This is a genomic window from Halomicrobium sp. HArcel3 (assembly GCF_058933135.1).
Genome location: NZ_JBZYDN010000001.1, coordinates 553,524 through 578,731, shown reverse-complemented (window position 1 = coordinate 578,731; position 25,208 = coordinate 553,524). Strand labels below are relative to the sequence as shown.

Annotated in this window: 22 protein-coding genes; 9 read left to right on the top strand and 13 right to left on the bottom strand. The window is 66.9% G+C overall.

What is annotated here, in order from left to right:
- Nucleotides 1–15: 15 nt before the first annotated feature.
- Nucleotides 16–639 (bottom strand): NUDIX hydrolase, encoded by a 624-nt coding sequence (locus AC5FRV_RS02875; RefSeq protein ID WP_493559612.1) that lies wholly within the window; start codon nt 637–639, stop codon nt 16–18.
- A 130-nt stretch (nt 640–769) separates the two neighbouring features.
- On the opposite strand from AC5FRV_RS02875, the gene AC5FRV_RS02870 reads away from it, so the two are divergent.
- The 5 genes from AC5FRV_RS02870 (at nt 770) to AC5FRV_RS02850 (ending at nt 5,601) form a co-directional block, all read left to right on the top strand.
- On the top strand, nt 770–1,501 hold the full coding sequence (locus AC5FRV_RS02870) for an HFX_2341 family transcriptional regulator domain-containing protein (RefSeq protein WP_493559611.1): 732 nt from the start codon (nt 770–772) through the stop codon (nt 1,499–1,501).
- A 162-nt stretch (nt 1,502–1,663) separates the two neighbouring features.
- Entirely contained in the window at nt 1,664–3,346 is a 1,683-nt protein-coding gene (locus AC5FRV_RS02865; RefSeq protein ID WP_493559610.1) for an acyl-CoA mutase large subunit family protein, read from the top strand.
- Nucleotides 3,343–3,732, top strand: a complete 390-nt coding sequence (mce, locus tag AC5FRV_RS02860; protein ID WP_493559609.1) for a methylmalonyl-CoA epimerase — start codon at nt 3,343–3,345, stop codon at nt 3,730–3,732. Before AC5FRV_RS02865 ends, mce begins: the two co-directional genes overlap by 4 nt.
- 87 nt (nt 3,733–3,819) lie before the next feature.
- Nucleotides 3,820–4,530 carry an SDR family NAD(P)-dependent oxidoreductase gene (locus AC5FRV_RS02855; RefSeq protein WP_493559608.1) on the top strand — a complete coding sequence of 237 codons (711 nt, stop codon included), beginning with the start codon at nt 3,820–3,822 and terminating at the stop codon, nt 4,528–4,530.
- Nucleotides 4,531–4,632: 102 nt separating this feature from the next.
- Nucleotides 4,633–5,601 carry a nucleotidyltransferase family protein gene (locus AC5FRV_RS02850; protein ID WP_493559607.1) on the top strand — a complete coding sequence of 323 codons (969 nt, stop codon included), beginning with the start codon at nt 4,633–4,635 and terminating at the stop codon, nt 5,599–5,601.
- A gap of 98 nt (nt 5,602–5,699) precedes the next feature.
- On the opposite strand, the gene AC5FRV_RS02845 is transcribed toward AC5FRV_RS02850, so the two are convergent.
- From AC5FRV_RS02845 to AC5FRV_RS02815, 7 genes are all read right to left on the bottom strand, one after another.
- Nucleotides 5,700–6,416 carry a diphthine--ammonia ligase gene (locus AC5FRV_RS02845; protein ID WP_493559606.1) on the bottom strand — a complete coding sequence of 239 codons (717 nt, stop codon included), beginning with the start codon at nt 6,414–6,416 and terminating at the stop codon, nt 5,700–5,702.
- A 103-nt stretch (nt 6,417–6,519) separates the two neighbouring features.
- Complete coding sequence (locus AC5FRV_RS02840; protein ID WP_493559605.1) at nt 6,520–7,650, bottom strand: DUF373 family protein; 1,131 nt, start codon at nt 7,648–7,650, stop codon at nt 6,520–6,522.
- A gap of 113 nt (nt 7,651–7,763) precedes the next feature.
- Nucleotides 7,764–8,762, bottom strand: a complete 999-nt coding sequence (gene sppA, locus AC5FRV_RS02835) for a signal peptide peptidase SppA (RefSeq protein WP_493559604.1) — start codon at nt 8,760–8,762, stop codon at nt 7,764–7,766.
- 353 nt (nt 8,763–9,115) lie between these two features.
- Nucleotides 9,116–9,268 carry a hypothetical protein gene (locus AC5FRV_RS02830; protein ID WP_493559603.1) on the bottom strand — a complete coding sequence of 51 codons (153 nt, stop codon included), beginning with the start codon at nt 9,266–9,268 and terminating at the stop codon, nt 9,116–9,118.
- A gap of 98 nt (nt 9,269–9,366) precedes the next feature.
- Complete coding sequence (locus tag AC5FRV_RS02825; RefSeq protein WP_493559602.1) at nt 9,367–9,894, bottom strand: hypothetical protein; 528 nt, start codon at nt 9,892–9,894, stop codon at nt 9,367–9,369.
- A gap of 2 nt (nt 9,895–9,896) precedes the next feature.
- Nucleotides 9,897–10,493 carry a hypothetical protein gene (locus AC5FRV_RS02820; protein WP_493559601.1) on the bottom strand — a complete coding sequence of 199 codons (597 nt, stop codon included), beginning with the start codon at nt 10,491–10,493 and terminating at the stop codon, nt 9,897–9,899.
- Between the two features lie 310 nt (nt 10,494–10,803).
- Nucleotides 10,804–11,541, bottom strand: a complete 738-nt coding sequence (locus tag AC5FRV_RS02815; RefSeq protein WP_493559600.1) for a proteasome assembly chaperone family protein — start codon at nt 11,539–11,541, stop codon at nt 10,804–10,806.
- 129 nt (nt 11,542–11,670) lie between these two features.
- On the opposite strand from AC5FRV_RS02815, the gene AC5FRV_RS02810 reads away from it, so the two are divergent.
- Both AC5FRV_RS02810 and AC5FRV_RS02805 read left to right on the top strand, forming a co-directional pair.
- Nucleotides 11,671–12,639, top strand: a complete 969-nt coding sequence (locus AC5FRV_RS02810; RefSeq protein WP_493559599.1) for an RsmB/NOP family class I SAM-dependent RNA methyltransferase — start codon at nt 11,671–11,673, stop codon at nt 12,637–12,639.
- Entirely contained in the window at nt 12,636–13,145 is a 510-nt protein-coding gene (locus AC5FRV_RS02805; RefSeq protein WP_493559598.1) for a DUF7122 family protein, read from the top strand. Before AC5FRV_RS02810 ends, AC5FRV_RS02805 begins: the two co-directional genes overlap by 4 nt.
- 30 nt (nt 13,146–13,175) lie before the next feature.
- Here AC5FRV_RS02805 and AC5FRV_RS02800 read toward each other — a convergent pair whose 3' ends face one another.
- From AC5FRV_RS02800 to AC5FRV_RS02790, 3 genes are all read right to left on the bottom strand, one after another.
- Nucleotides 13,176–15,893 (bottom strand): oligosaccharyl transferase, archaeosortase A system-associated, encoded by a 2,718-nt coding sequence (locus AC5FRV_RS02800; protein WP_493559597.1) that lies wholly within the window; start codon nt 15,891–15,893, stop codon nt 13,176–13,178.
- Nucleotides 15,894–16,017: 124 nt separating this feature from the next.
- Nucleotides 16,018–17,940 (bottom strand): beta-CASP ribonuclease aCPSF1, encoded by a 1,923-nt coding sequence (locus tag AC5FRV_RS02795; protein ID WP_493559596.1) that lies wholly within the window; start codon nt 17,938–17,940, stop codon nt 16,018–16,020.
- Nucleotides 17,941–18,144: 204 nt separating this feature from the next.
- The gene (locus AC5FRV_RS02790; protein ID WP_493559595.1) at nt 18,145–18,915 is read right to left on the bottom strand and encodes an SDR family NAD(P)-dependent oxidoreductase; all 771 of its coding nucleotides are present in this window, start codon (nt 18,913–18,915) and stop codon (nt 18,145–18,147) included.
- Between the two features lie 288 nt (nt 18,916–19,203).
- On the opposite strand from AC5FRV_RS02790, the gene AC5FRV_RS02785 reads away from it, so the two are divergent.
- Complete coding sequence (locus AC5FRV_RS02785; protein WP_493559594.1) at nt 19,204–20,547, top strand: RNase J family beta-CASP ribonuclease; 1,344 nt, start codon at nt 19,204–19,206, stop codon at nt 20,545–20,547.
- A 40-nt stretch (nt 20,548–20,587) separates the two neighbouring features.
- On the opposite strand, the gene AC5FRV_RS02780 is transcribed toward AC5FRV_RS02785, so the two are convergent.
- The gene (locus AC5FRV_RS02780) at nt 20,588–21,205 is read right to left on the bottom strand and encodes a class I SAM-dependent methyltransferase (protein ID WP_493559593.1); all 618 of its coding nucleotides are present in this window, start codon (nt 21,203–21,205) and stop codon (nt 20,588–20,590) included.
- A gap of 183 nt (nt 21,206–21,388) precedes the next feature.
- Between AC5FRV_RS02780 and AC5FRV_RS02775 the strand changes: the two genes are divergently transcribed.
- Complete coding sequence (locus AC5FRV_RS02775) at nt 21,389–23,416, top strand: ATP-binding protein (RefSeq protein WP_493559592.1); 2,028 nt, start codon at nt 21,389–21,391, stop codon at nt 23,414–23,416.
- Nucleotides 23,417–23,658: 242 nt separating this feature from the next.
- Here the strand turns inward: AC5FRV_RS02775 and AC5FRV_RS02770 are convergent, their stop codons facing one another.
- On the bottom strand, nt 23,659–25,170 hold the full coding sequence (locus AC5FRV_RS02770; protein WP_493559591.1) for a DUF790 family protein: 1,512 nt from the start codon (nt 25,168–25,170) through the stop codon (nt 23,659–23,661).
- Nucleotides 25,171–25,208 lie beyond the last annotated feature (38 nt).

Here is a 25,208-nt window from a genome sequence, read left to right as displayed (position 1 = left end):
GGCATTACAGACCGATCACTCCCCGTACTCGGCAAGCGGATCCCCGTTCGTCTCGAAGTCGTCCCAGAACGTCGCCGCGCGATAGGCGTTCTCCGGATACAGTCGCGCCGGCGGGCGGTCGAACCACGCCGCGCCGGCGAGTTCGCCGGGTTGTATCGCCACGTGCCCGCCGGCGTAGGCTGCGTCGAAGAACACCGAGAGCGTGTGCAGGCGCTCGTCGTGGTCACCGTCCGAAGTGGCGACACAGTGGCGGATCAGGAACAGGTCCGTCAGCTCACAGTCGACGCCGGTCTCTTCGCGGATCTCACGGACCGCCGCCTCCTCGTACGTCTCGCCAGCCTCGCGACCCCCACCCGCGAGCCCCCATCGCTTGCCGCCGCGGCCGAGTATCATCAGCACTGCAGGCCCCTCGTCCACCTCGTCGGGCATCGATTCGGTCAGGTCGGCGGCCTGTTCGGGCCGGCGAACGACCCAGGCGTAGGCCCCACCGGTGTAGCCGTCACGGGCCAGTTTCCGGAGTTCCGGGAACCGTTCGGCGTCGACGACTTCCCCCTCCTCGTGAAGGCGGACCTCCCCGTACTCGTCGAGGAGCCTGTCCCGCCTGCGCTCGACCGTCTCCCGGTTGACGTCCTCGGGCATTGGATCCACACGGTGTCGTGTCCGTTCGAAGAAGCTGTCGGTCCGTCGTCATGGGCCGGCGACCGGGCGCCGGAGCTGTGTCGACTGTGTCGACATAACAGCTTTGGGGCCGGCCCCGGAGCCTCCCGTCATGGACGTCACCGAGCGCGTACACCTGATGCCGGTGGGCTACGAGAACGACCGCATCGTCCTCGCCGCCGAGCGGTTCCGGGCCGACCGCGTCGTCTTGCTGGAGTACGACGACGAGACGGACCACCCCTCCTACGGCGACGTGGTTCGCGAGCGCCTCGACGACCGGGGCATCGACCACGAGTCGGTGTCCTGCGACGTCTTCGACTTCTACGACTCCATCGGCACCGTCGCGAAACTGGCCACGCGCTTCGCTGACCACGACGTCTACGTCAACCTCGCCTCGGGCAGCAAGGTAACCGCCATCGGCGGGATGATCGCCTGCATGGCCACCGGTGCGACGCCGTACTACGTGCGCGCCGAACGCTACGCCGCCGAGAGTGAGAGTGACACGGCGGAGGGCATCCGGGAAGTGACGGAGCTTCCCACGTACCCGATGGAGAGCCCCGACCCGCAGCACGTCGCCGTGATGGACTACGTGGCCCGGGAGGACGGCGCGCGCAAGCGAGACCTGATAACCTTCGGCAAGGACGCGGGGCTTCCGTTCGTCACCGACCACGACGCGGCGAACCGGAAGAGCGAGTACCGCCTGCTCGACAGCCACGTCCTCGACCCGCTCCGGGAGAACGAGTACGTCACCGTCCGCGAGCGCGGCCGATCGAAGCTCGTCGAGCTGACCGACGCCGGCGAGAATACGCTGCGGGCGTTCCGGTACCTGCTGGACGAACCATAGTGGTGGTTGTAACTTTGTCGCGGCGTTCGACGTGGCTGGTGCCGTCGAACGCCGGGAAGGGCTTACAACCACCACTATCAGCCGGCGACCGACGAGCAGAACACTAGTGAATAATCGTCAAGATTCGGTAACGGTTAAAGGACTGCGTGCGCACCTGCGGGTATGTTCGACCCGGAGGAGCTGGACGAGATTCGCTCTGCCAGGGAGGAGTGGGAGGCCGAGCAGGTCCAGCCGACGGTAGACCGGTTCGGGGAGCGCCGGGAAACGTTCGAGACAGACACGCGCGGCCGTGAGGTCGACCGTCTGTATACGCCCGAAGACATTGCAAACGTAGAGTACGAGGACGACCTGGGCTTCCCCGGCGAGGAACCGTACACGCGCGGCGTCTACCCGACGGGGTATCGCGGACGGCTCTGGACGATGCGCCAGTACGCCGGGATGGGGACCGCCGGGGAGACCAACGAGCGGTTCAACTACCTGCTCGACGAGGGCCAGACCGGGCTGTCGATGGCGTTCGACCTGCCGACGCAGATGGGCCACGACTCCGACGACCCGATGGCCGCCGGCGAGGTCGGGAAGACGGGCGTCGCCATCGACTCGCTGCGGGACATGGAGACCGTCTTCGAGGGCATCCCGCTCGACGACGTCTCGACGTCGATGACCATCAACGCGCCGGCGAGCGTCCTGCTGGCGATGTACGTCGCCATCGGCGACCAGCAGGGTGTTCCGCGCGAGGAACTCCGGGGCACCATCCAGAACGACGTGCTCAAGGAGTACATCGCCCGCAACACGTACATCTACCCGCCGGAGCCGTCGATGCGAATCATCACGGACATCTTCGAGTTCTGCGCCGCGGAGGTGCCGAACTTCAACACCATCTCCATTTCCGGCTACCACATCCGCGAGGCCGGCTCGACCGCGGCCCAGGAGATTGCGTTCACGCTCGCCGACGGCATCGAGTACGTCGAGGCAGCCATCGACGCGGGGCTCGACGTCGACGAGTTCGCACCGCAGCTCTCCTTCTTCTTCGCGTCGTACAACAACGTCCTGGAGGAGGTAGCGAAGTTCCGGGCCGCCCGCCGCCTGTGGGCCGACCTGATGGACGAGCGCTTCGACGCCGAGGACCCAAAGAGCAAGCAGCTCAAGTTCCACACCCAGACCGCCGGGTCGACGCTGACCGCCCAGCAGGTCGAGAACAACGTCGTCCGCGTCGCCTACCAGGCGCTGGCGGCAGTCCTCGGGGGGACCCAGAGCCTCCACACCAACGGGAAAGACGAGGCCGTCGGCCTCCCGACGGAGCAGAGCGTCCGGACCGCGCTCCGGACCCAGCAGATCCTCGCCCACGAATCAGGGGTCGCCGACACCGTCGACCCCCTCGGCGGGAGCTACTACGTCGAGTCCCTGACCGACGACGTGGAGGCGGAGGCCAGAGAAATCATGGCCGAGGTCGACGAACGCGGCGGGATGACCCAGGCAATCCAGGACCAGTGGGTCCAGCGCCAGATACAGGACGTCGCCTTCGAGCGCCAGCGCGAACAGGAGGAGGGCGAGCGCATCATCGTCGGCGTCAACGAGTACACCGTCGACGAGGAGGAGGCCGTCGACATCGACGAGGTCGACCAGAGCCAGGAGGAACGCCAGCGCGAGCGGCTGGCCTCCATCAGGGACGAACGGGACGACGATGAAGTCGATACAAAACTCGCTGCCCTCCGCGACGCGGCCGAGGGCGACGAGAACCTCATGCCCTACCTCGTCGACGCGGTCAAGGCCTACGCGACGACGGGCGAATGCTGCGACGTGTTGCGCGACGTGTTCGGCGAGTATCAGCCGGGGTCAGCCCTATGAGATTCGACCACGCGGGCATCGCGACGGACGACGCGGCGGCCCTCGTCGACCTCTACGGCGGCCTGTTCGACGCGCCGGTCGCCCACGAGGAGACGTTCGGCGAGCTATCGGTGACCTTCCTCGACCTCGGGAACGGCTACTTCGAATTGCTGGAACCGGTCGCGGACGCCGACGGCCCGATTTCGTCGTACCTCGAACGGAACGGGCCCGGTATCCACCACGTCGCCCTGGAGACAGACGATATCGAAGCGGCGCTCGACGTCGCTCGCGAGGCGGACGTCGCCCTCATCGACGAGGAACCGCGCCAGGGCGCGTGGGGCCACGACGTCGCCTTCCTCCATCCCTCGGCGACCGGCGGCGTCCTCGTCGAGTACGTCGAGCACTGACGCCGTCTGTGCCGCCGCTGCCGTGACGGCCCCGAACGACACGACCGACTGCGCAGGTTTTTCGGGACGGAGTTCTGAGATGGCGCTATGTCACGAACTGCTGTCGTCGCCGGCGCCGGTCCGGGACTCGGCGAGTCTGTCGCGCGAACGTTCGCGGCGGAAGGGTGCGAGGTCGGGCTGTTCGCCCGTTCATCGGAGTACATCGAGGAGCTCGCGGACGAACTCGGCGAGACCGCAGGCGACGGCATCGCGGTACCGAACGATCTCGCAGACCCGAACCAGATAGCGGCCGGCTTCGACCGCGTCAGGGAGGCGTTCGGTTCCGTCGACGTGCTCGTCTACAACGCCAGCGCCGCGCCCTGGAAAGGACTCCGGGCGGTCGGCGACGCCGAGTTCGAGACGGCGCTCGACGTCGGCCCGCGAGGCGCGCTGCACTGCTCCCAGGCGGCCGTCGAGGACATGCTCGCCGGCGACGGCGGGACAGTCGTCTTCACCGGGGCTACCTCGTCGGTCCGCGGAAAGGACGGCGCCATCGGCTTTTCGGCGGCGAAGTTCGCCGTCCGGGGCATGGCCGAGTCCATGGCTCGTGAACTGGGCCCCGACGGGATTCACGTCGCGCACGTCATCGTCGACGGCCAGATCCTAACACCAGACGCCGCGGAGCGGGCGGACGACCGGCCCGAGGAGGCCTTCCTCGACCCGGACGAAATCGCGAACGAGTACTGGCACCTCGTCGAGCAGGACCGCTCGGCGTGGACGCTGGAACTGGACCTGCGGCCACACGTCGAGGAGTTTTAGCCACTGAACGGTCGCTCGCAATCTGGGCTGACCGCCCGCGAGCACCGGAAACCCGCACCTGCAACGGAAAAGGACTTACATCCGACGTTAGTCCGTGTAGGTATGGAAGCTGTGGTCCTCGCCGGGGGGTACGCGACGCGGCTGTGGCCCGTCACGAAGAACCGACCGAAGATGTTGCTCCCGGTCGGCGAATCGACCGTCATCGACCGGATCCTCGGGGAGCTGGAAGCGGACGAACGTATCGACGAGGTGTACCTGAGCACGAACGAGCGGTTCGCCGAGGACTTCGAGGCCCACCTCGCCGAGTCGGCGTTCGAGAAACCGACCATCAGCGTCGAGGACACGACAGAAGAAGACGAGAAGTTCGGCGTCGTCGGCGCGCTCGCCCAGCTCGTCGAGCGCGAGGGCATCGAGGACGAGGACCTCCTCGTCATCGCCGGCGACAACCTGATCAGCTTCGACGTCGCCGACTTCCTCGACTTCTTCGAGGAGAAAGGGGCGACCACGCTGGCCGCCTACGACGTCGGCTCCCGCGAGAAAGCCAAGTCATACGGGCTGGTCGAACTCGACGGCGACGAGGTCGTCGACTTCCAGGAGAAGCCCGACGAGCCCAACAGCACGCTGGTCTCCATCGCCTGCTACGCCTTCCCCGCCGAGGAAGTCCGGTTCGACGAGTACCTCCAGGGCGGCAACAACCCGGACGAACCCGGCTGGTTCATCCAGTGGCTCGTCGACGACGGCGAGGTCAACGCCTTCACCTTCGACGAGGCCTGGTTCGACATCGGCACGCCCGACAGCTACCTCGAGGCCGTCTCCTGGCAGCTCCAGGGCGACAACTTCGTCGCCGACTCGGCGTCCATCGAGGACACCACGCTCGGCGACAACGTCCACGTCCTGGACGGCGCCGAAGTCGTCAACTCGAACCTGGACCGCGCGGTCATCTTCCCCGAGACGACCATTCGCGACTGCGACATCCGGGAGTCCATCATCGACCGCGAGACGCGCGTCGAGAGTCTGGACCTCTCGGGTGCACTCATCGGGGCACACACGCAGATAACGAACGGGGCGTAGGGAGTAGTTCTCCCCGTTGATCAGTCAGTTTCGAACAGTTCCAACAAAAGCTCGCTAGCGTTAGCGACGTACCGAGCAAGCGCGGCTATGAGCGATAGTTAGTCCAGCCAGGCGTCCGTAATCTTCACAGAGCCACGAGTTCCCTCCCACTCCGTCTCGTACTCCAGCCGGATCGGCCGGTCCATGTGGGGCCCGTCGGTCACCAGCGTCTCGAACTCCCCGCCCTCGCCGAGGATGTGAACCCCGTACTCGTCGTTGAGGGCTTCGAGTACGTCAAGCGCGTCGGCGTCGAGCGTGCGCCCCAGCCACGACTCGTCGAGTCCGTGGGCGGCGACCTGAATTATCTTTATTTCGAAGCCGGCGTCGAGCATCTCGTCGGCGAGTGCTCTGGGGTCGCGCTGCCAGAGCGGGGCGAACAGTTCGGCGTCGAGGCGCTCGGCCATCCCCTCGATGCGGGAGGTCTGGTACTCGCTCTCGACGGCGCCGGCGGTGAGGCCGGCGACGCCGCCGTCCAGTTCGTCGTCCAGATCTTCGAGCGCCGCCTCCAGGGGTTCGAGTTCGCTGTCGCCCTGCGCGCTGGAGTCGGGGACGTCGTCCGCCCCGAAGTCGGCCGGCTTCACGTCGAGAAGCGGGATTCCGATGCTCTCGGCCGCCAGCGACGCGAGATCCGTCGCCGGGACGTGGTACATGTACGAATCGCCCTCTGGATGGACGGTGACGAGTCGCTCGACGGGGAGGTCACGTTCGAGGGCGCGGTACAGCGCCCACGAGGAGTCCTTGCCGCCGGAGAACAGGCTCACCCACGCGCCGGTCATGAGCAGTGCTTCCGCTTCGATGGATAAATCGATGTGGATTCGGGTCCACCCGGAATTGGTGAGCGCAGGGTTCGGGAGACGACCAGCGGGAGTCTCCCGGCGTTCAGTCGACCAGTTCCTCTTCGATGCTCGTCTGGTTGAAGTACGTCGAGAAGCGGACACCGACGAGGCTGATGAGGATGCTCGCCAGGATGAACAGCGCGAGGCGGGTCCCCGGTTCGAGCGCGAAGGGTTCGATGTTCACCATCGCGTAGTCGATGCGGCCGACGCGGAACGAATCGAAGACGCGGCCTCGTTCGAGGAAGTAGGCCGAGAAACCGCGTGCGAGGAGGCCGACGGCGACGGCCGCGAACGGCAGGTTGACGAAGGCCGAGCGGACCCCCTCGCGCTGGATGAGTTCGTCGAGCAGACGGCCCGTCGAAGCGGCGAGGGCTGCCGCGGTGAGCCACGGGACGGCGCTGAACACGAAGTGGTTGACGAGGAGGAACGTGTTCGCGTGGTCGACGTCCGAGATTGCGAGGAAGCCGACGAATGCGCCGACGAGGGTGAGGCCCACCGCGACGACGTAGGTGACCAGCGACACCTGGCCGGAGTACAGGGCCTCCTGTATCTCCCCGGGAAGTCGCGAGAGGTACTCGTCGATACCGAGCCCCTTGTAGATGAGGAACCCACCGACGGCGGCCGTGATGGCGCCGATGGCGAAGGCGGGGTTGTCACCGATGAGCAGCAGGAGGGGGAACGCGATGAGGGCGACGCCGAGGGGGACCAGCACCGTCTTCCGGAGCTCCTCGTCGGCGAGGAACTGCTTGAGCAGGTAGTACGTCGATTCGAGGTCCCGGGCCTGGCGGACGACGACGCGGTCGACCGCGTCGACGCGGAGGCGGCTCTCGATGATGGGGACGAGTCGCTCGTCCTCGGCACTGTCGACGACGACGACGGCCGAATCCGGCTCGTACTGCTCGATGAGTTCGTCGGCCTGGCGAGCGACGCTCCGGTCGGCACTGACGCCGTCGCCGCGGTCGCCGAGCACCGCGACCACCGGGTCGTCGCCGTCGGCTTCGAGGTCGCGGGCCACGCGAAGTCCCTCGAGCATCGTGTTGACGCGACTGTCTTCCGGGTCGTCGACGCCGACCTCGGTGACGAGGGATTCGACGGCACCCTGACCGTCGATTGGCAGGGAGGCGTCGGCGGGAAACTCCCCGCCCCGGTCGATACAGACCACCAGCGTTGTCACGGTGAGTGAGAGTGTATCAGAGAATAAAAATCCCCACTACCGTGGTCCGGGTTCGCACTCACTGGACGGGCACTGCGGGGTGACCGACGGCGACTACCGGCGAACGACAGCGACTACTGGCGGAACGACAGCCCGTCGACGTCGCCGCTGAAGACGCTCGCGACGCCAGCGCCCAGCGCGAACGCGACCGACTGGGCGCCGCCGCGGAGCCGCCGCATGACGCCCCGGCTGGGTTCGAACTCTTCGACGGCCACTGGCTCGTCGATCAGTTCCTCGACGTGGGCCTCGACGTCCTCGCGCGTCCCGAGCTCGTCCACGAGCCCCAGTTCGGCAGCCTGGTCGCCGAGGTAGACGCGCGCCTCGGTGTCGCGAATCGTCTCCTCGTCGAGTTCACGACCCTCGGCGACGGTCTCGACGAACTGGTCGTAGTAGTCGTCGATGAGCCCCTGGAGGTAGGCCCGTTCGTCGGGTTCGAACTCCTTCAGCGGCGTCCCGGCGTCCTTGTACTCCCCGGCGGCCAGGCGCTCGTAGGAGAGGCCGAGGCGGTCGGCCAGGTCGGCTGCGTTGACCCGCGAGCCGATGACGCCGATGGAACCGACGATGCTCCCCTCGCGGGCCCAGAGTTCGTCACAGCCCGCGGCGATGTCGTAGCCGCCGCTGGCGCAGACGTCCGTGGCGTAGGCGATAGTCGGACCGTCGAAGCGCTCGGCGGCGATCCGGATGTCCTCGCTCGGAACGATCTCGCCGCCGGGCGTGTTGAGCTTCAGGAGGAGCGCCTGGACGCCGTCGTCATCCTCGGCGCGTTCGATCTGGTCGACGATTTCGTCGGCGACGGCCCCGACCGGCGGGCTGGTCAGACTCCCACCGCCGTCGCGGGTGATCGGTCCCTCGACGGCGACCTCGGCCGCGTTGTGCGAGGGGAAGATGGAGTTCGCGATATTGCCGCCCACGCGGACCGCGACCACGACGAGCCCGATCAGGAGGAGGACGCCGAGCAGTTGCGCCAGGTTCTGGGGGACGACGACGAACACGATCCAGCCGACGATGGCGGCGAGCAGGGCGGCCAGCGCGACGATCACGAGCTGTGCCACTCGCCGTTGCGTGTCGCTCATTGGGTCGCCCTCGGCGCGATGGCACTCTCGCAGACGGTCCGATGAGACCAGCGACGTGGTGACGCGGGCGCGCTCGCACGTCCACGCACGGGCGTTCCGTCGGCCCCGTCGGTGAGGTCACACGCTACGTACGCGAACCGGAGCGACGGCGATTCCGTTTCCGTTCGTCTCTGTCCGGGGATTCGTACACGGGTCACGTGCCCAGTACGCGGCGCGGAGGGCTTAACTGGTGTGGCGACGGACTCGCACCGACTCGCGTCGGTCTCCGTCACCGGCGCTGTATGGGAAGCGCCGCTCACCGTGTCATCGGCGCTGCGAACCAGCGAGAGTCGCTGGATAAGCGATGGCTACTCTCAAACCAGGCGGTTCGCGACGAGCAACACGATGCCCAGAACGAGTATCAGGACGCCGTCCGCCGGAGACAGGTACGGTGCGTCGACGAACCCCATAATCGCCGTGAACAGGAAGACCGAGATCAGTACGAATTCGAATTTGGTGACGACCATCGTGTCCGATTGCTCGACATGACGATAGACAAACGTTTTGGTCGTGAGTCTGTGGCTCAAAAGGACGAGGAGAAGGGGCATATCGACGAACGGTGCGCCTAGAAGCCGATCAGGTCGGTCCCCTCGTCGATGACGTCACCGCCGGCGTCGGCGAGGTCGTCGGCGATGTCGTCCGCAGTATCGACCGCGCTCCCGCCAGCGTCCTGAAGCGCGTCGACCGCGTCGTCGAAGTCGACGTCGAGGTACCCCTCGCACGTGGGGACGATCAGGACGTTCAGGTCGGAGTTCGTGGTGTACTCCTCTCGTCCGTACACTTCGAGTTCGACGGCGTTGCAGGTAGTCATCTCCGAGAATATCCCCTCGATCGTACAGGTCGCGGTCCCGGCGAGACAGATCGTACCGGCTATGCTCGCACCGCCGACGACGGTGACCGGTCCGCCAATCCAACTGGCCGCACCTCCGACAATGGCGACGCCGGCGCACAACACGCCAGGCCCTCCCGTCGGAGCACCGTGATCCTCGAGCCACTCGGTGACCTGGTTGTCGTCACCGTAAACGTCGTTACAGAGGTCGTTGACGTCGATGGTCATCAGGTACTCGTACCCGGGTGCGTCGAGTTCCGGCATCGTCAGTCACCTCCCCCCGTCGTGGGAATTCTGTAGACGAACACGCCATCGTCCGCCCTGGCGGCGGAGTTGTCACCGACTGCAGTGGTGCATTCGTCGACGAATATCGGGTCGCCTTCACACTGTGAGATACACCGTGCCAGGATCTCGTCGTCGGTCCGATGACCGAACAGGACCGCGCCGCGGATCCGGTCGTCGTCCGCTTCCCCCTCGTAGTCGCAGGGCACTTTGAGTGCGAGCCACTCAGATCCCGTTCCCTCGTTCGTCACTCGCATCCCAGTGACATCACCCAGGTCCGGCCTGAAACCCCGCTCACGAGTCGATCGACGGATAGTTTTGAACGCACTGGAGGACAGCACTTCACCCCTCAGTTGGCCCTTCTCGCGCGGTGACAACGGTTCAGCGGTGAATTCAACCTGCGACTCGTCGGCCGACTCGCTGGCAGTGGCGACGCCGGACCCGCCGACCAGCCCCAGCCCGACCAGACCGCTCGTACCGACGCCCTGGAGCACCCGACGGCGGGTCGGGGTGGATCCGTCGTCCGTCGGTCGGTTCGACGTGTCTTTGCCTCGTGGCCGTGGATCGGTTTCCTGATCCATACTGCGTAATTATCCAATAGCACCTTAATATTCATCAATTCAAAGACATTATATGGTGATAATTGTCTGAAACCAGTCGACGGTGCTGCGAGTACGAATGTAGAACACATCTCACGTCTGCTACCGGTGTAAAATCTCGGAGCGCAGTCCAATCAGTGTGAGAATCCGGTACAGGGAGTCATGCCGGTGGGAAGCGCGACAACTCGCGGATCCGAGCGCGCCCCAGACACCGTTCGTTCGGGACCAGCCAGGATTCCCGCCACCGGCAATCCGAGACCGCTCTCTGCGATACCCGGCGCGGAGACGCCAGTTACTGATACATCCCGAGTGGCTCGGCGCTCGTGCTCTCCTCGCTGGCCTGTTGCATCTGCTGGGCGAGCTGTGACTTGGCCTCGCTGATCTCCTCGGCCTGTTCGACCAGGCTGTCGGTCTCGACCTCGACGCCGGTGAGCGGTTCGATTCCGTTCAGGAGGACGATCCGCGCCGCCTCGGGGTCGGGGAACTGCCTGTTCGACTCGACGATCAGGCCCACCGCGTCGAGGTCGCGTCGCTCCGCCTCGTAGATGAGCGCGCCGGTCGGTCCCGTCACCGCGCCATCCTGGCTGGGCGCCTCGATGCCCGCCTCGGCCAGCAGGTCCGCCGCACCGCCCGTCGCGATTCCGTCGAGTTCGGGGACGTCGCCCTTCTCGGCGGGCAGGCCGGTCAGGTAGATGGGCGTCACGTCGTGGTCCTGGAACCAGTCCGTGACGCAGTCGACGAAGTGTTCGGCGCTCTTCGGGGAGACGGGGACGTCGCTGCTGAGGACGAGCAGGTCCCGCTCCTCGTCGGCGTAGATCCGGACCGGTGACCGAACGCCAGTCTCACCTTTCTGATAGACGGCGACGCGCGGGAGTCCATCGCAGTGGATCGACGCGTAGTGCGTCATCTCGAAGGCCGATACCAGGTGGTCCGCGGCGATCTTGCCGACGAGGCCGATCCCCGGTAGCCCCTCGACCAGCATCGGCTCGTCGAGCGCGACGTCGTCTCGGTGGACCGTTACGTGTGCCATGGCGGTGGTTTTGGCGTCTGGCGGGGTTAATCTTCGGGGACCATTCGGTCGCACGCGCACGCACGTCGCGGGAACCAGCCAGCGGGAAGTTCGAAACCCACAAGCGAGTCCCGGTGAGAGTGAACGCCAATGGAAGTCCTGGACCGCTACGAGTCCATCGTCGACGACTTCGAGGCGTTCACCGCGGCGTGTGAGCGCCCGCTCCCCTCCGCCGTCCGCGTCAACACGATCAAGACGACGGTCGAACGGGCCCGCGCCGCGCTCGACGCCGAGGACGTCGCGTACGACCCCGTCGACTGGTACCCCGGACTGCTGAAACTCCCCGACGACCAGCCGGGGACCAACTGGCCGTACTTCCACGGCTGGATCTACGGCCAGGAGGAGGTCTCCGCCGTCCCGGCGGAGGTCCTGGCACCCGAACCGGGCGAGCGCGTCTGGGACGCCTGCGCCGCGCCGGGGAGCAAGACCTCGCAACTCGCCGCACTGATGGACGACGAGGGCGTCGTCGTCGCGACGGACTCGAACCTCGGCCGGCTCTCGGCGCTCCGGTCGAACGCCGAGCGCCTCGGCGTCACGAACGTCGCCGTCACCCACGAGGACGCGCGCAACCACTCGCTCAAGCCGTTCGACGGAGCGGAGTACGACCGCGCGCTCGTCGACGTCCCCTGTTCTTGCGAGGGGACCATCCGCAAGAACCCCGACGCGCTGGACGACTGGGAATACGATCACGTCAAGGGGATCTCTGGTGTGCAGAAGGGCGTCCTCCGGCGGGCCGTGCAGGCCACCCGCGCGGGCGGCACCGTCGTCTACTCGACGTGTACCTTCGCACCGGAGGAGAACGAGGCCGTGCTGGACTACGTGCTCGACGCGGAGGACTGCCGCCTCGTCGACTTCGAGCTACCGCTCGATTCCGTGCCGGGAATCACCGAGTGGCCCGGCGGCGAGGACGGCGCCGGCGGTGCTGACGGCGCTGGGTCAGACGAGTCCGACGACGGCCCCCGCGAGTTCGACCCCAGCGTCGAGAAGGCAAAGCGCATCTACCCCCACCTCAACGATACGGGCGGGTTCTTCTGTGCGAAACTGGAGGTGGAGGGATGAGCCGCGAAAGTACCCGATTCGATCGAGTGCCCGCGACGGACGCAGAACGGCCCGACGACGACTCCGAACAGGTCACCCGCGAAGAGATTCTGGTCTTCTGGGAGGACCGCTACGGCGTTCCCCGGTCCGTCTTCGCCGACCACACGTTCTGGGAGCGCGGGGCCGGCAAGATCTGGATCTTCCGCGGGGACGCGCCGTCGCCCGTCGATATCGAGGGGCTGGGGATGACGTTCCTCCGGACGCGCCAGGAACACTGGAAGCCGACGACGGACGCAGTCCAGCGGTTCGGCGGGCACGCCGACCAGCGCGTCATCCACCTCGACGACGAACAGGCGGCGACGTTCGTCGCCGGTGAGGACCAGGAGATAACAGACTGGGACGGCGACTGGGGGTACCTCGTCGTCACCCACGACCTGGTCGGCGAGTCCGAACCGATGGGCGTCGGTCTCTACCTCTACGGCGAACTCAGATCACAGGTTCCGAAGGGGCGCCAGCGGGAGCTATAGGCACCCGCTGAGACGGCGGCGAGGAGCGACTCAGTCCGTCACCGCCTCGGCCGACTCGTTCGTTGCCGAGTTCTCCCCGTCCGACGCGGCGGGTATGTCGACCTGGACGGTATCGCCGTCGTAGATGGCCGTCTCGGGGACAGCCACGTCCCGGACCGTCGCTCCGGACTCGGTGCCGACGCGGACGGTGTACTGCCCGGCGGCCTCGACGCTGGAATTCGTGCCGCCCTCGGTCGGCGGGACGCCGTCGGTCGTGGCGTAGGGCACCGTCATCTCGAACGACCCGTCAGGCCCCGTGGTGGTCCGCTGGACGTAGGTGAAGTTCCGGCCGGCCTCGGTCCGCAACTGGACCGCGGCGGCCACTGCCGTCCCGTTCTCGGCGTCCGGAACCGTTCCGGTGAGCCTCGCGCCCTCGACGCGTTCGTACACCTTCACGCGGGACTCCACGGCGGCGTCGTACACGTACCAGCCGCGGGAGACCGAGACAGCCTGCGAACGCGAGTCGGCCTGTCGGAGCGCAGCCTCCAGCGAGGCGACCCGGTCCCAGTCACCGGTGAGGGGTACGTGCGTCAGGGCGCTGCTGACGCTGTTGCCCCGGATGGAGCCGCCCACGACGGCGTACCGGTCGACCTCGTGGACGAGGCGGTAGTGGGAGAGGCCGCGGGCGTCGTCGTAGTACAGCTCCGCGAGCATGGTGTCGTCGTAGCGAGCGTTCGTCGTCGGCAGGGTCGCGTTCTGGCCCTGGATCCGGAACTGTTGGCGCTGGAAGTAGGCGCTCGCGCCTGGCCCCGTCCACCGCGTGATAGGCGGGAACTTCTCGCCGGCCATCTCGTCGTCGACGACGACGTACTTGCCGTCCTCGCCCGTCGCCGCGGACTGGTTACCGACGACGTCGCGGAGTTCGGCCGTCGATAGCTCGGCGACGCGGTTCGGGTCCTCGGAGAGCGCCGGGAGCGCGTCGAGGATGAGGTTCGCCCGCGTCTCGTCGGTCGCCTGGAAGAACGCCGACGCGGGGACGGGCCCCTCCTGGAACGGGTTCGCGTACGGGATGCGTTGGCCCATGACGGTGATCCAGTGGCCGTAGTCCCACCAGGACATCACGCCGTAGGCGCCCTGCGGGTAGTCGAAGTCGCCGTCGGCCGGTCGCTCGTACCGCTCGTAGTAGCCGAGCGGCGGTTCCGGGCTGTTGTCCCCCAGCCAGGTCGCGGCCTCGTACCACGACTGGTCGGTGCCGCCGAGGTGTTCGGCCTGGTCCCACACCGGCTGTCTGTCCCCCGTCGCGACGACGTTCCCCGGGAAGACGAGCAGGAGGATCATCGCCACGCCGACTACCTGGTAGGCGTCGACGTCCCCCGGCGCACTGAGGTCGGCGTCGAGCGAGAGCACTCGGGTCGTGAGCCACCAGACGCCGTAGGCTGCCAGGATGGCCACGTTCACCGCGAAGTAGTAGCCGTAGCGGGACATCGTGAAGTAGGCCGCGACCATCGAGAGGCTCCAGAGGACCACGAGGAGTTCGACCGGCCGGTTCTCCCGGTACACGCGCAGTGCCAGGACGAGGAACCCTGCCACTGCGAGCGCGAGCATCGGGCCGAAGGCGGAGATGGCGTCGCCGACGGTCGCCGGCTGTATCTCGGCGACCGTCCCCGCGGACGTCGACGTGAGCAGCCCGAACGAGTACACCCGCTCGACAAGGCGACCGAACATCTCGATCCCGCGCGGATAGACGAGCCACATGAGGACGAAGGAGAGTGCGATCAGGGCGGCGACCGCGGGCGGATACCGTGAGCGGTCGTAGCCCTCCCGCTCGGCGTATCGGGAGAGCCCGAACAGTATCAGCGTGCCCCCCGCGACGCCGAAGGCCACGAGCGGTTGCAGCAGCGAGAACGCCGTCGCTTCGAGGGCGAACGACCGGGCGTACAGCAGCGTCAGGAGGCCGGCGACGGTCATCGGCACGACCGCGGCGAACGCGACGTGGTCGGTGGCGCGTCCGGCGTAGTGGTCACGCGATATCTGGAGGACGACGAAGACGCCGAAGGTGAACAGCAGCATCACCCCGGGCGGCCACGTCGCGAGGTACGCGGCGACGCCGAGACCGCCGACCGCCCCGGCCAGGACCGGCGTCCGCAGGAACGTCCAGTTTCGGTCCGTCACGTCTTCGAACATCGGGCTCTCGCCGAAGGCCGCCGCGAGCGCGACGACGAGCCCGACCACGGCGAGCGTGCCGAACAGCGGTTCCGCCGACTGGTGGTCCGAGGCGCCGGCGTACGTCCGAAAGAGGATGCCGCCGCTCGAGAGCGCCAGTACCACCGTCGCGACGACGCCGCCCCAGCGGTCGGTCAGGCGCCTCGCGACGAGGTACGTCGGCACGGCGGTGAGCGCGCCGAACACCGGCGGGGCGACGGCGAGGACGACGTCGATCTGGTGGTCGCTCGGGTCGCCGAGTCCGACGACCAGCGCGGCCAATGCGACGATCTGGTCGTACAGTCCCCCGAACCCGGAGTGGCGTCCGGTCCCGTAGGGGAAGTTCGACCACGGGTCGAAGGGCGTGGTGTTCGGGAAGTACTGGACGGCGTAGTGGGTCATCCGCGCGTGATACCAGGCGTCGTTGCCCGAGAAGAACACCGCGGAGTCGGTGATGACCCGGTCTGCGGGAATCATCCGCACCCAGAACATGAACCCCACGACGAACAGGAGGGCGATCTGCGGACCGTACCGGTGGAGGAGGGCGTCTACGTCGCGGTCGACCATCGTCTTGCCGTCTGACTGTCAGGTGGATAAAGATACCGAACTCCCTGTCGGCCGGCCGGTACCGGTCCGGAACCGTCCGATCGAGCGTCGGGACCCTGCGCGGTCGCCGTCGGTTCTGCGACGGTCAGGCCAGCCGGAACGTCTCGAGGTTCTTGGGGGCGACGGTGCGCATGTTGAACTTCTGGTAGAGCGCGGAGGAGAGCTGGTCGGTCGAGGACTCGTCGCCGTGGACACAGAGGATCCGCTCGGGACGGGGGTTCATCGTCTCCACGAAGTTCTCCAGGCCCGCGCGGTCGGCGTGGCCGGAGAAGCCGTCGACCGTCTCGACGCCCATGTTCAGGGCGACGCGCTCGGCACCGTTGCCGGCCGTGTCGTTCATCGAGATCTCGTCGCGCCCCTGCTGAATCTGGCGACCGAGCGTCCCCTCGGCCTGGTAGCCGACGAACGTCAGCGTGCTGTTCGGGTCGCCGCCGAGGAGGCGGAGCCAGGACATGATGGGGCCGCCGGTGATCATCCCCGACGTCGTCAGGATGATAGCGGGCTCGCCGTCGACGACGTCGCGGCGCATCTCGTCGCCGCCGTCGACCTGCTGGAACTGGTCGGCGAGGAACGGGTTGTCGTCCTCGTAGAGGATCCGGTCGCGCAGGCGCTCACGGAGGTGTTCCGGGTAGGCCGCGTGGATGGCCGTCGCCTCGCGGATCATCCCGTCGAGGTAGACGGGCATGGTCGGGATGCGACCCTCGCGCATCGCCTCTTCGAGTACGAGCATGAGTTCCTGTGACCGACCGACGGCGAAGGCGGGGATAAGGACCTTGCCGTCCTGCTCGTGGACCTCGTTGATGACCGCTTCGAGGTTCCGCTCGGAGTCCTCCTGGTCGGTCTGGTAGTCGTTGCGCCCGCCGTAGGTGGACTCGAGGACGAGCGTCTCGACGCGCGGGAAGTCGTTGACCGCGCCGTCGAGGAGGCGGGTGTCCTCGTAGTGGATGTCGCCGGAGAAGGCGACGTTGTAGTGGCCCTCGCCGACGTGGAAGTGACAGACCGCAGAACCGAGAATGTGGCCGGCGTTGTGCATCGTCAGCTTCACGTCCGGCGCGATGTCGGTGACGTTGCCGTACTCGACCGGGATGGTGTGTTTGAGCGTCTCCCGGACCATCTGGCTCTCGTAGGGCGGGGTCCGGCCCTCCTTCGAGGCGACGTCGAGATAGTCGAGCTGAAGTAGGCCCATCAGGTCCCGTGTCGGTTCGGTCGTGTAGATGGGACCGTCGTAGCCGTACTTGAAGAGGATGGGCAGCAGCGCGGAGTGGTCGAGGTGGGCGTGAGTGAGCACGACCGCGTCGATGGACTGCGGGCCGGCGGCGAGCGCCTCGGGCGCCTGGAGGTAGGGCACCTCGCCCTCGGCGCCGGGTTTGTCGCCGCAGTCGATGAGGATGCGCGTCTCGGGCGTCGAGAGGATGAACGCGGCGCGACCGACCTCACGGCAACAGCCCAGCGTCGTGATCCGGACCCAGCCCTCGTCGCTCGTGGTGGGGCGGTGGATCTGACGGCCGACCCGCTCCAGAATCTCCCGTCGATCCTGGCGCTCCTGCTTGAGGAAGTTACGGACGTTCGAGACGGTGGAGGACTCGATGGGCGGCGTCCGGACGACCTCGGGGGTCCAGCCGACCGCCGTCCGGATCTCGTCGAGGGTGTTGCCCCGGCGGCCGATGACCAGTCCCGGCTTCTCGGCCTCGATGAGCACTTCCCCGGTGTCGGAGTCGAAGTCAATGGACTGGACGCCGGCGTCGTCGGGGATTATCTCCCGGATCTCCGGTTTCGCCTTCTCCTGGGGGACCAGCGCGTCCGGCGTCGGGCGGACGGTGATCCGCTTCTGGAACGTCTGGGCGAGGTTGGGGACCAATCGGTCCCGTGCCGCGAAGGCCTTGACGTCGGGCGTGTATATCACCAGCTCCGCCCCCTCGAACTGGACGCGCGAGATGGCGATGTCGTCCGGCGTCTCCGCCTCTACCTGTTCGTGGATGTCGTCGAGTGCTTCGTCTGCTGTCGTCATCGGTCGTGTATTGGCATGGTCGGTCGATCTCGCGAGAACCGTCGAAAAACCCGATAGCTCTCGGGCACGTTACATAGACTCAACGTGAGGGCGGTTATGAACCTTTCCTCTCGAACGCGGCGGACGCCGATTCCGGTCGCGGGCGGACACTGGACGGCGCCGGTGTCGGACGCCGGACGGGCTCACTGGGTGGGCTGGAACCACTCAAACAGAACTCGGGTTGAAGCCGCCGTCGACGGTGACGACTTCGCCGGTCGTGAACGAAGCGGCGTCGCTGGCGAGGTAGACCGCCAGCCCGCTGACCTCGTCGGGCGTCGCGACGCGTTCCATCGGCGTCCGCTCGTCGACGTGCTCGCGGAACTCCGAGCCGTCGTCGAGCTTCGGGCCGGCCATCTCCGTCTTGATGAACCCCGGCGCGATGGCGTTGACGCGGATGTCGGGGGCCAGGTCGGCGGCCGTCGCGCGGGTGATGCCGTTGACGCCGCTCTTGGCGGCGCAGTAGGCGACGCGCTCCTCTCGGGCCTGGTCGGCCGACATCGAGGAGATGTTGATGATACTCCCGTCGGACATCTCCCGGGCGAAGATCTGGGTCGCCCGGAACACGCCGGAGAGGCAGACGTCGATGTCCGTCTCCCACTGCTCGTCGGTCATCTCGGTGATCGACGCCTGCGCGACGACGCCGGCGGAGTTGACGAGGATATCGATCTCGCCGAGCGCGTCCTCGGCCTCCCGCTGGAGGGTCTCGATGGACTCGCGGTCCCGGACGTCGCAGGTGACTTCCGTCGTCTCCGCGCCGAGGTCACGCAGTTCCGCGGCGGCTTCGGCGACGGCGTCTTCCGAACGGCTCGTCGAGACGACGTCGGCGCCGTCCCGCGCGAACGCGAGCGCGATGGCGCGGCCGATGCCGCGCGTCCCGCCGATGACTACCGCGTTCTTCCCCTCGACCGTCACTTCGCAGGAGTTCGTGTCTGTCATGGAAATCGTTCGCTCGGATTCTCGGAACACGTCGTAATGCCTCTGGCGATGTGTCGAGGCCGGGACGGACGTCCCAAACCTCGCGTGACCGAACGGCACGTTCCACTGGGTATTTACGTCAGCGCGCCCGACTCTTCGCTAACCGAAACACGTGCTGTCCCCGGGCAGGGGTGAATCGGCGACGTCGTCGTCGCGAACGCCGACGCCGCTCGATTCACTTCGTCCCTGCTCTCCGGCTTCCGGCGGATTCCTCATCGAGTTCTGGGATCGCCCTGATCGGACCTAGCTATGGAAATAGAAATCGCAACTATCGGCGGCTACGAGGAAGTTGGCCGCCAGATGACGGCAGTCCGTGCCGGAGACGACATCGTCGTCTTCGACATGGGGCTCAATCTCTCGAAGGTACTGATTCACGACAACCTCCGCGTCGAGGGGATGCACTCCCTCGACCTGATCGACATGGGCGCCATCCCGGACGACCGTGTCATGTCCGAACTCGACGGGACGGTGAAGGCCATCGTACCGACCCACGGCCACCTCGACCACATCGGCGCCATCTCCAAACTCGCCCACCGTTACGACGCGCCCATCGTCGCGACGCCGTTCACGCTCGCACTCGTCGAAGAAGAGATCGACGACGAGAACAAGTTCCAGGTCCAGAACGACCTCGTCGAGATGGAAGCGGGCGAGACGATGTCGATCGGCGAACGCTGCGAGCTGGAGTTCGTCAACGTCACGCACTCGATCATCGACGCGATCAACCCGGTCCTCCACACGCCCGAAGGCGCTATCGTCTACGGCCTGGACAAGCGGATGGACCACACGCCGGTCATCGGCGACCCCATCGACATGAAGCGCTTCCGCGAGATCGGTCGCGAGGACGAGGGCGTGCTGTGTTACATCGAGGACTGTACGAACGCGAACAGGAAGGGTCGTACGCCCTCCGAGGCCGTCGCCCGGGAGCAACTCCACGACGTGATGCGGAGCTTGGAGGACTACGACGGCGGTATCGTCGCAACTACCTTCTCCTCGCACATCGCGCGGGTCTCCTCGCTCGTCGAGTTCGCCGACGAGATCGGGCGCGAACCGGTCCTGCTGGGCCGCTCGATGGAGCAGTACTCCGGCACGGCGGACCGCATCGGCGCCGTCGACCTGCCCGACGACGTCGGGATGTACGGCCACCGGAAGTCCGTCGACCGGGCTTTCGAGCGCATCATGAGCGAGGGGAAGGAGAACTTCCTCCCCGTCGTCACGGGCCACCAGGGCGAACCGCGCGCGATGCTCACCCGGATGGGCCGGGGCGAGACGACGTACGAACTCGACGAGGGCGACAAGGTCGTCTTCTCGGCTGGCGTCATCCCGGAGCCCACCAACGAGGGCCAGCGCTACCAGTCCGAAACCCTGCTCCGCATGCAGGGCGCCCGCATCTACGACGACGTCCACGTTTCGGGCCACCTGCGCCAGGAGGGCCACTACGAGATGCTCGACGCGCTCCAGCCCCAGCACGTCATCCCGGCCCACCAGGACATGAAAGGGTTCTCGGGCTACGTCGACCTGGCCAGCAGCCAGGGCTACGAACTCGGTCGCGACCTTCACGTGACCCAGAACGGCAACACCATCCAGATCGTCTGATTTCGGCGGTGAAAACTGTCAGCCGGCAGCCCGCTGCCGGTCAGACCACGCGGAACACGCGAATCGTGTCCCGTGAAGTCGGCTCGCGAATGAGCTGGGCGAAGCCGCGCCCGGAGAAGACGTCCTTCCAGTTCCGGTGGAACAGCGGAAACTCGTCGTTCACGTAACTCACGTCGGCGTCGTCGCGGCCACGATTCGGGCTGTTCCCCTCGTTCTCTGCGGTGATCAGCAGGTCCGTCGTGAGGCGGGCGAACTCGTCGAACACCCAGGCGTCGTCGGGGTGGACGTGCTGAAGCGTCTCGACCGTGTAGACGACGTCGAAGGCGTCGTCGTCGAACTCGGGCAAGAGGTCTTCGAGCGCGCCGGTGTGGAACGTACCGGTCTCGGCCAGGCCCGGGTAGTGGTCGGCCATCACGTCGAAGGAGTCCTCGTTGATGTCGACCCCGGAGAGGTTCTCGAACCCGTGGTCGCGCAGGTGTGCGAGGTGGCGACCGGAGCCACAGCCGACCTCGAGGATGGCGGCGGCGTCGTCGACGTAGTGGCCGAGGACGTCGGCGAGCGTCTCGCTCACCTCGTTCGGTCCGATTTCGGCGTAGTACGCCGGTGAGAACTTTCCCGACCGTTCGGCCCAGTCCTCGCGGACGTCGTCCGGCTGCATACACGCCGACAGGGACCTGGGGAGTTTATACTCCGCGGAATTCGACGCGGGTGGGCCGGGATCGGTCGTCGGGGAGACTCGCTGGATACCCCGAAAGCGTACGTACCGACCTGTAAACTCCCTGTAACGGCCAGATCCCCAGTTCTTATTTACCTGTATAGCATGGGGTCTGTAACACTCGTAATGAACTCTCTTCTCGCGAAGCCGACCGCCGTGCTCGCAGTCGGCGGGACGGACACTGATCGGGAGCAGATCCGTTCAGCGGTCCGTGGCGGGGCCGCCACGGCCGTCCTCGACGCAGCGGACGTCGACGAGGCGAGGACGACCCTCACGGCCCGGGAGGACGTCGGCTGCGTCGTCGCGCTCGACGGAGACGAAGCGGCGTTCCTCGACCTCGACGACGCGGTCAGCGGCGTCAGCGAGCACCTGCCGGTACTCGCGTACGTCGACGACGACCCGGCAGTGGCGACCGCTGTGGCTCGTACCGGGCGGCGATTCCTTCCGCGCTCCGTTGACGACGCCGCCCTCCGGGACGCCGTCGACGGCGCGATGGAGACCTACGAGGAGCGACGGCAGGCCGCCGCAGACAGCGCCATGTTCAGGACGCTCCTGGACGAGGGAGGCCTCTCGATGTTCGCCAAGGACGACCAGGGGCGATACGTCCGGATGGCGGACGTCCCGTACACGCCGGACCCGGACGACGTCCGCGGGAAGACGGACGTCGAGGTGTTCGACCACAACCCGGCGGTCGCCGCAGCGGCGACCGAGGACGACCTGGCAGTCGTGGAGACGGGCGAGCCCATCAGGGGCAAACGCGAGAACTTCAGCCAGCAGGGCGGCGAGTACTGGTCGGAGTCGACCAAGATCCCCTGGCGAGACAGCGATGGGGACGTACAGGGACTGGTCGGGTTCGCGATAGAGACCACGGGCCGGATACAGGCCGAGCGGAAACTGGAGAAACAGCGCCGTCGATTCGACGAGTTCGCCAGCTACGTCTCCCACGACCTCCGGACGCCGTTGCAGGTGTCCCTCGGTGCGCTCGAACTGGCCAGGGATGGAGACGAAAAGGCCCTCGACAGGATCGAACGCGCCAACGAACGGATCAAGGAGATAATCGACGACCTCAGCGCGCTGTCGAAGGGGGACCGCTCGGACGGGACGCTCTCCGAGGAAGTCCTCGACGTCCTCGAGGTCGGCGTCGAGTCGGTGGATCTGGTCGACGTCGTCGAGAGCGTCTGGCGCGTCAACGAGACCGGCGACGCGACCCTCGAGGTCGACGTCCCCGAGGGGACCGAAGTCGTAACCGGCACGGAGACGCTCCGGCCACTGGTCGAGAACCTGCTCAAGAACGCCATCGACCACGGCGGCCCCGGCGTTACCGTCCGTGTCGGAACGCTCGACCGGGGGTTCTACGTCGAGGACGACGGCCCCGGAATATCCGCAGCGAAACGCCAGAAGGTACTCGAGAAAGGATACACGACTTCCGAGGAGGGGACTGGAACGGGACTGGCCATCGTCACCGAGACGGTGAACCAGCAGAACTGGGAACTGACTGTCACCGACAGCGAGCGCGGTTCCGGCGCCCGGTTCGAGGTGACCGACTGTCCCGTCGTCACGCCAGTGACCGCCGTCCCCGCTGGAGCCATCGAACTCTCGGAACGCGCCGACGTCGGCGACGTCTCGGTCCCCGGCCGGGCCTCGTACGACGAGGCGACGGACCGCTGGACGGTCGTCGGGAACGGCAGGGACATCTGGCAGGACATCGACGAGTTCCACTTCGTCTACGGCGACGCGTCGAATCCCGTCAGAGTCGAAGGCCACCTCGACGCCTTCGAGGGAGTACAGGAGTACAGCAAAGCCGGCCTGATGGTACGGGACGGGCTGGACGACGACGCGGCGTTCGGCTTCGTCGGTGCGACCGAGAGTCACGGAACCGAGACGCTGTGGCGCGCCCACCGTGGCGAAGACGCCGCGAGCGACCAGTTCGAGGAACCGTACGACGTCTACCAGTGGTACCGCATCGACGTCATCGGTGACGAGGTGACCCTCTCGTTTTCCAGAAACGGCGACGAGTGGCAGGCGCTCGACCAGCACCGGATAGACCTCGACGACTCGCTCGCCGTCGGCCTCGCCGTCTGTAGCCACTCCGAGGCGGAGACGAGCGAGGCCGTCTACGATAGCGTCACCGTCGACGAACTCGTCGTCGAGTGATGACCGCGGTCGACGCGTCTCGTCCGTGAAAAACGGACCGCGAGGGCCCTGCCAGGGGACTAGTGAACCACCGTGCGGTCCGTGGTGAGGGGGGTGCCGGGACAGTACGCACGTCGGCCGGCACTCGTCCTCGGGGAGTGGGACACAAGTGGAGAGGGGCTGACTAGTGGGGTACGGGTGCGGGTCGGGGACGATTCTGTGGGTTTCCGGGGGCAGAGCCGTCCGCACCGACCGTGACACCGCTACTGCTTCGACCGGATCGTTCCGCCACTGAGGCCGTCCCACTCGACCCGGTAGCCCAGCGCCGAGAGGAGTGCGCTGTCCTCCCCGATTCCGTGCGCGTCGAACAGGTTTTCCACGTCGGACAGTGAGAGCCCGGACTCCAGCTCCGCCGCGAGTTCCTCGAGGACGCGTTCCCGGACGAGCGTCTGTCCGATCCGCTCGTGGTCGGGGAAGCCCACGTCGTCGAGCGCCTGCTCACTCGTCCCGTGCTCACCAGCGACCTCGCCGAGCGAAACGACGTCCGCCTCGGGTCGGAGTTCGCCTGGAATCGAGGCGACGCTTTCGGCGACGAGGTCGTCCTCGTATCGCCGCAGTGCGTCCCGGACGTCCTTGATCCGCACCGACCCGGTGTAGGGAATCGCCCGGTGGTCCCGGGCTTCGATGTCTTCGCCGACGCCGAGGCTGTCGTCGACGGCGACGAGCATCTCCACGTCTTCGAGCGTGTCGAGCTGGTCCAGCTTCTTCTCGACGTACTCGGGCGTCCAGAACCCCATAATCTCGAAAAAGATCCGGAAGTCGGCGAACTGGTAGTCGAACGCGAAGTCGGGGATCATGACCCGGCTCCCCGCCTCCAGCGGCTCGGGTTCGCGGACCAGTTCCCAGTCGAGGTCGAGGGCCTCGAAGCGGGCAGCGAAGTCGGATTCGATGCCGCTGTCGAAGCTCACCTCCGCGATGGGGTCGGCGTCGGGGACCTGAACTAGGTCGTCGTCGGACAGTCGCATCGTGCGCTCGGTGCCCCTGTCGTCGATGGTCGCTTCCAGTTCCCACTCCTCGGCCTTCGCGACAGTCCGGAGGAGTCGGGCGAACCGAGTTCCGTAGCGTCGCGTCGTTCGAAAGAGCGAGTCGGGACCGGTGACGACGACCTCGCGTTGTCCGTCCTCTCGCTTTCGGATTTCGTACATCAGACGGAGTCGCTTCACGGCAGACACGAGCGCCTTCGGATCGGAACTCCTGACGCGGACCTCGGTCGCGTCGAAGAGGGCCGTCTGCGCCAGCGAGTGGTTGTATTGCCGAACCAGGTCGGCCGGCCCCCATCGCGGGTCGACGGCGGTGAGCACCTGCGCGCGCTCGCGGTCGGCGTAGAGCGCCTGCTCCAGCGCGTCCGGTTCACTGCCCAGCTGGTCCGCGGCGGCGGCCAGCGCCGCGTCCCGGTCGTCGCTCGTGACGACGACACCCGCCGCTTCGGCGGCCGTGAACACCGTCCGCCGGACGCGCTCGGGCGGGATTGGCGCTTTCGTCTCGAAGGTCGCCTCGCGGTCGACCAGTTTGGCGAGCCCCCGAACGAGTTTGAAGTCGTCGGCGTCCGCTTCGAGGTCGGTCAGAGCCTGCTGGAGGTGTGCGCGCGGTTCGCCGACGTGGCCCTGATAGACGCCCAGGACGCTCGCGGCGAGGGCCTCGTCGGCCTCGCTCGCGAAGCGGGGCTGGTAGCCGCCGCCAGCCCGGGAGACGCGAAGCAGGTCCTTCGTCAGCACGTCCTCGGATCAGTAGCGTCGCTACTAATGTGCTCCGC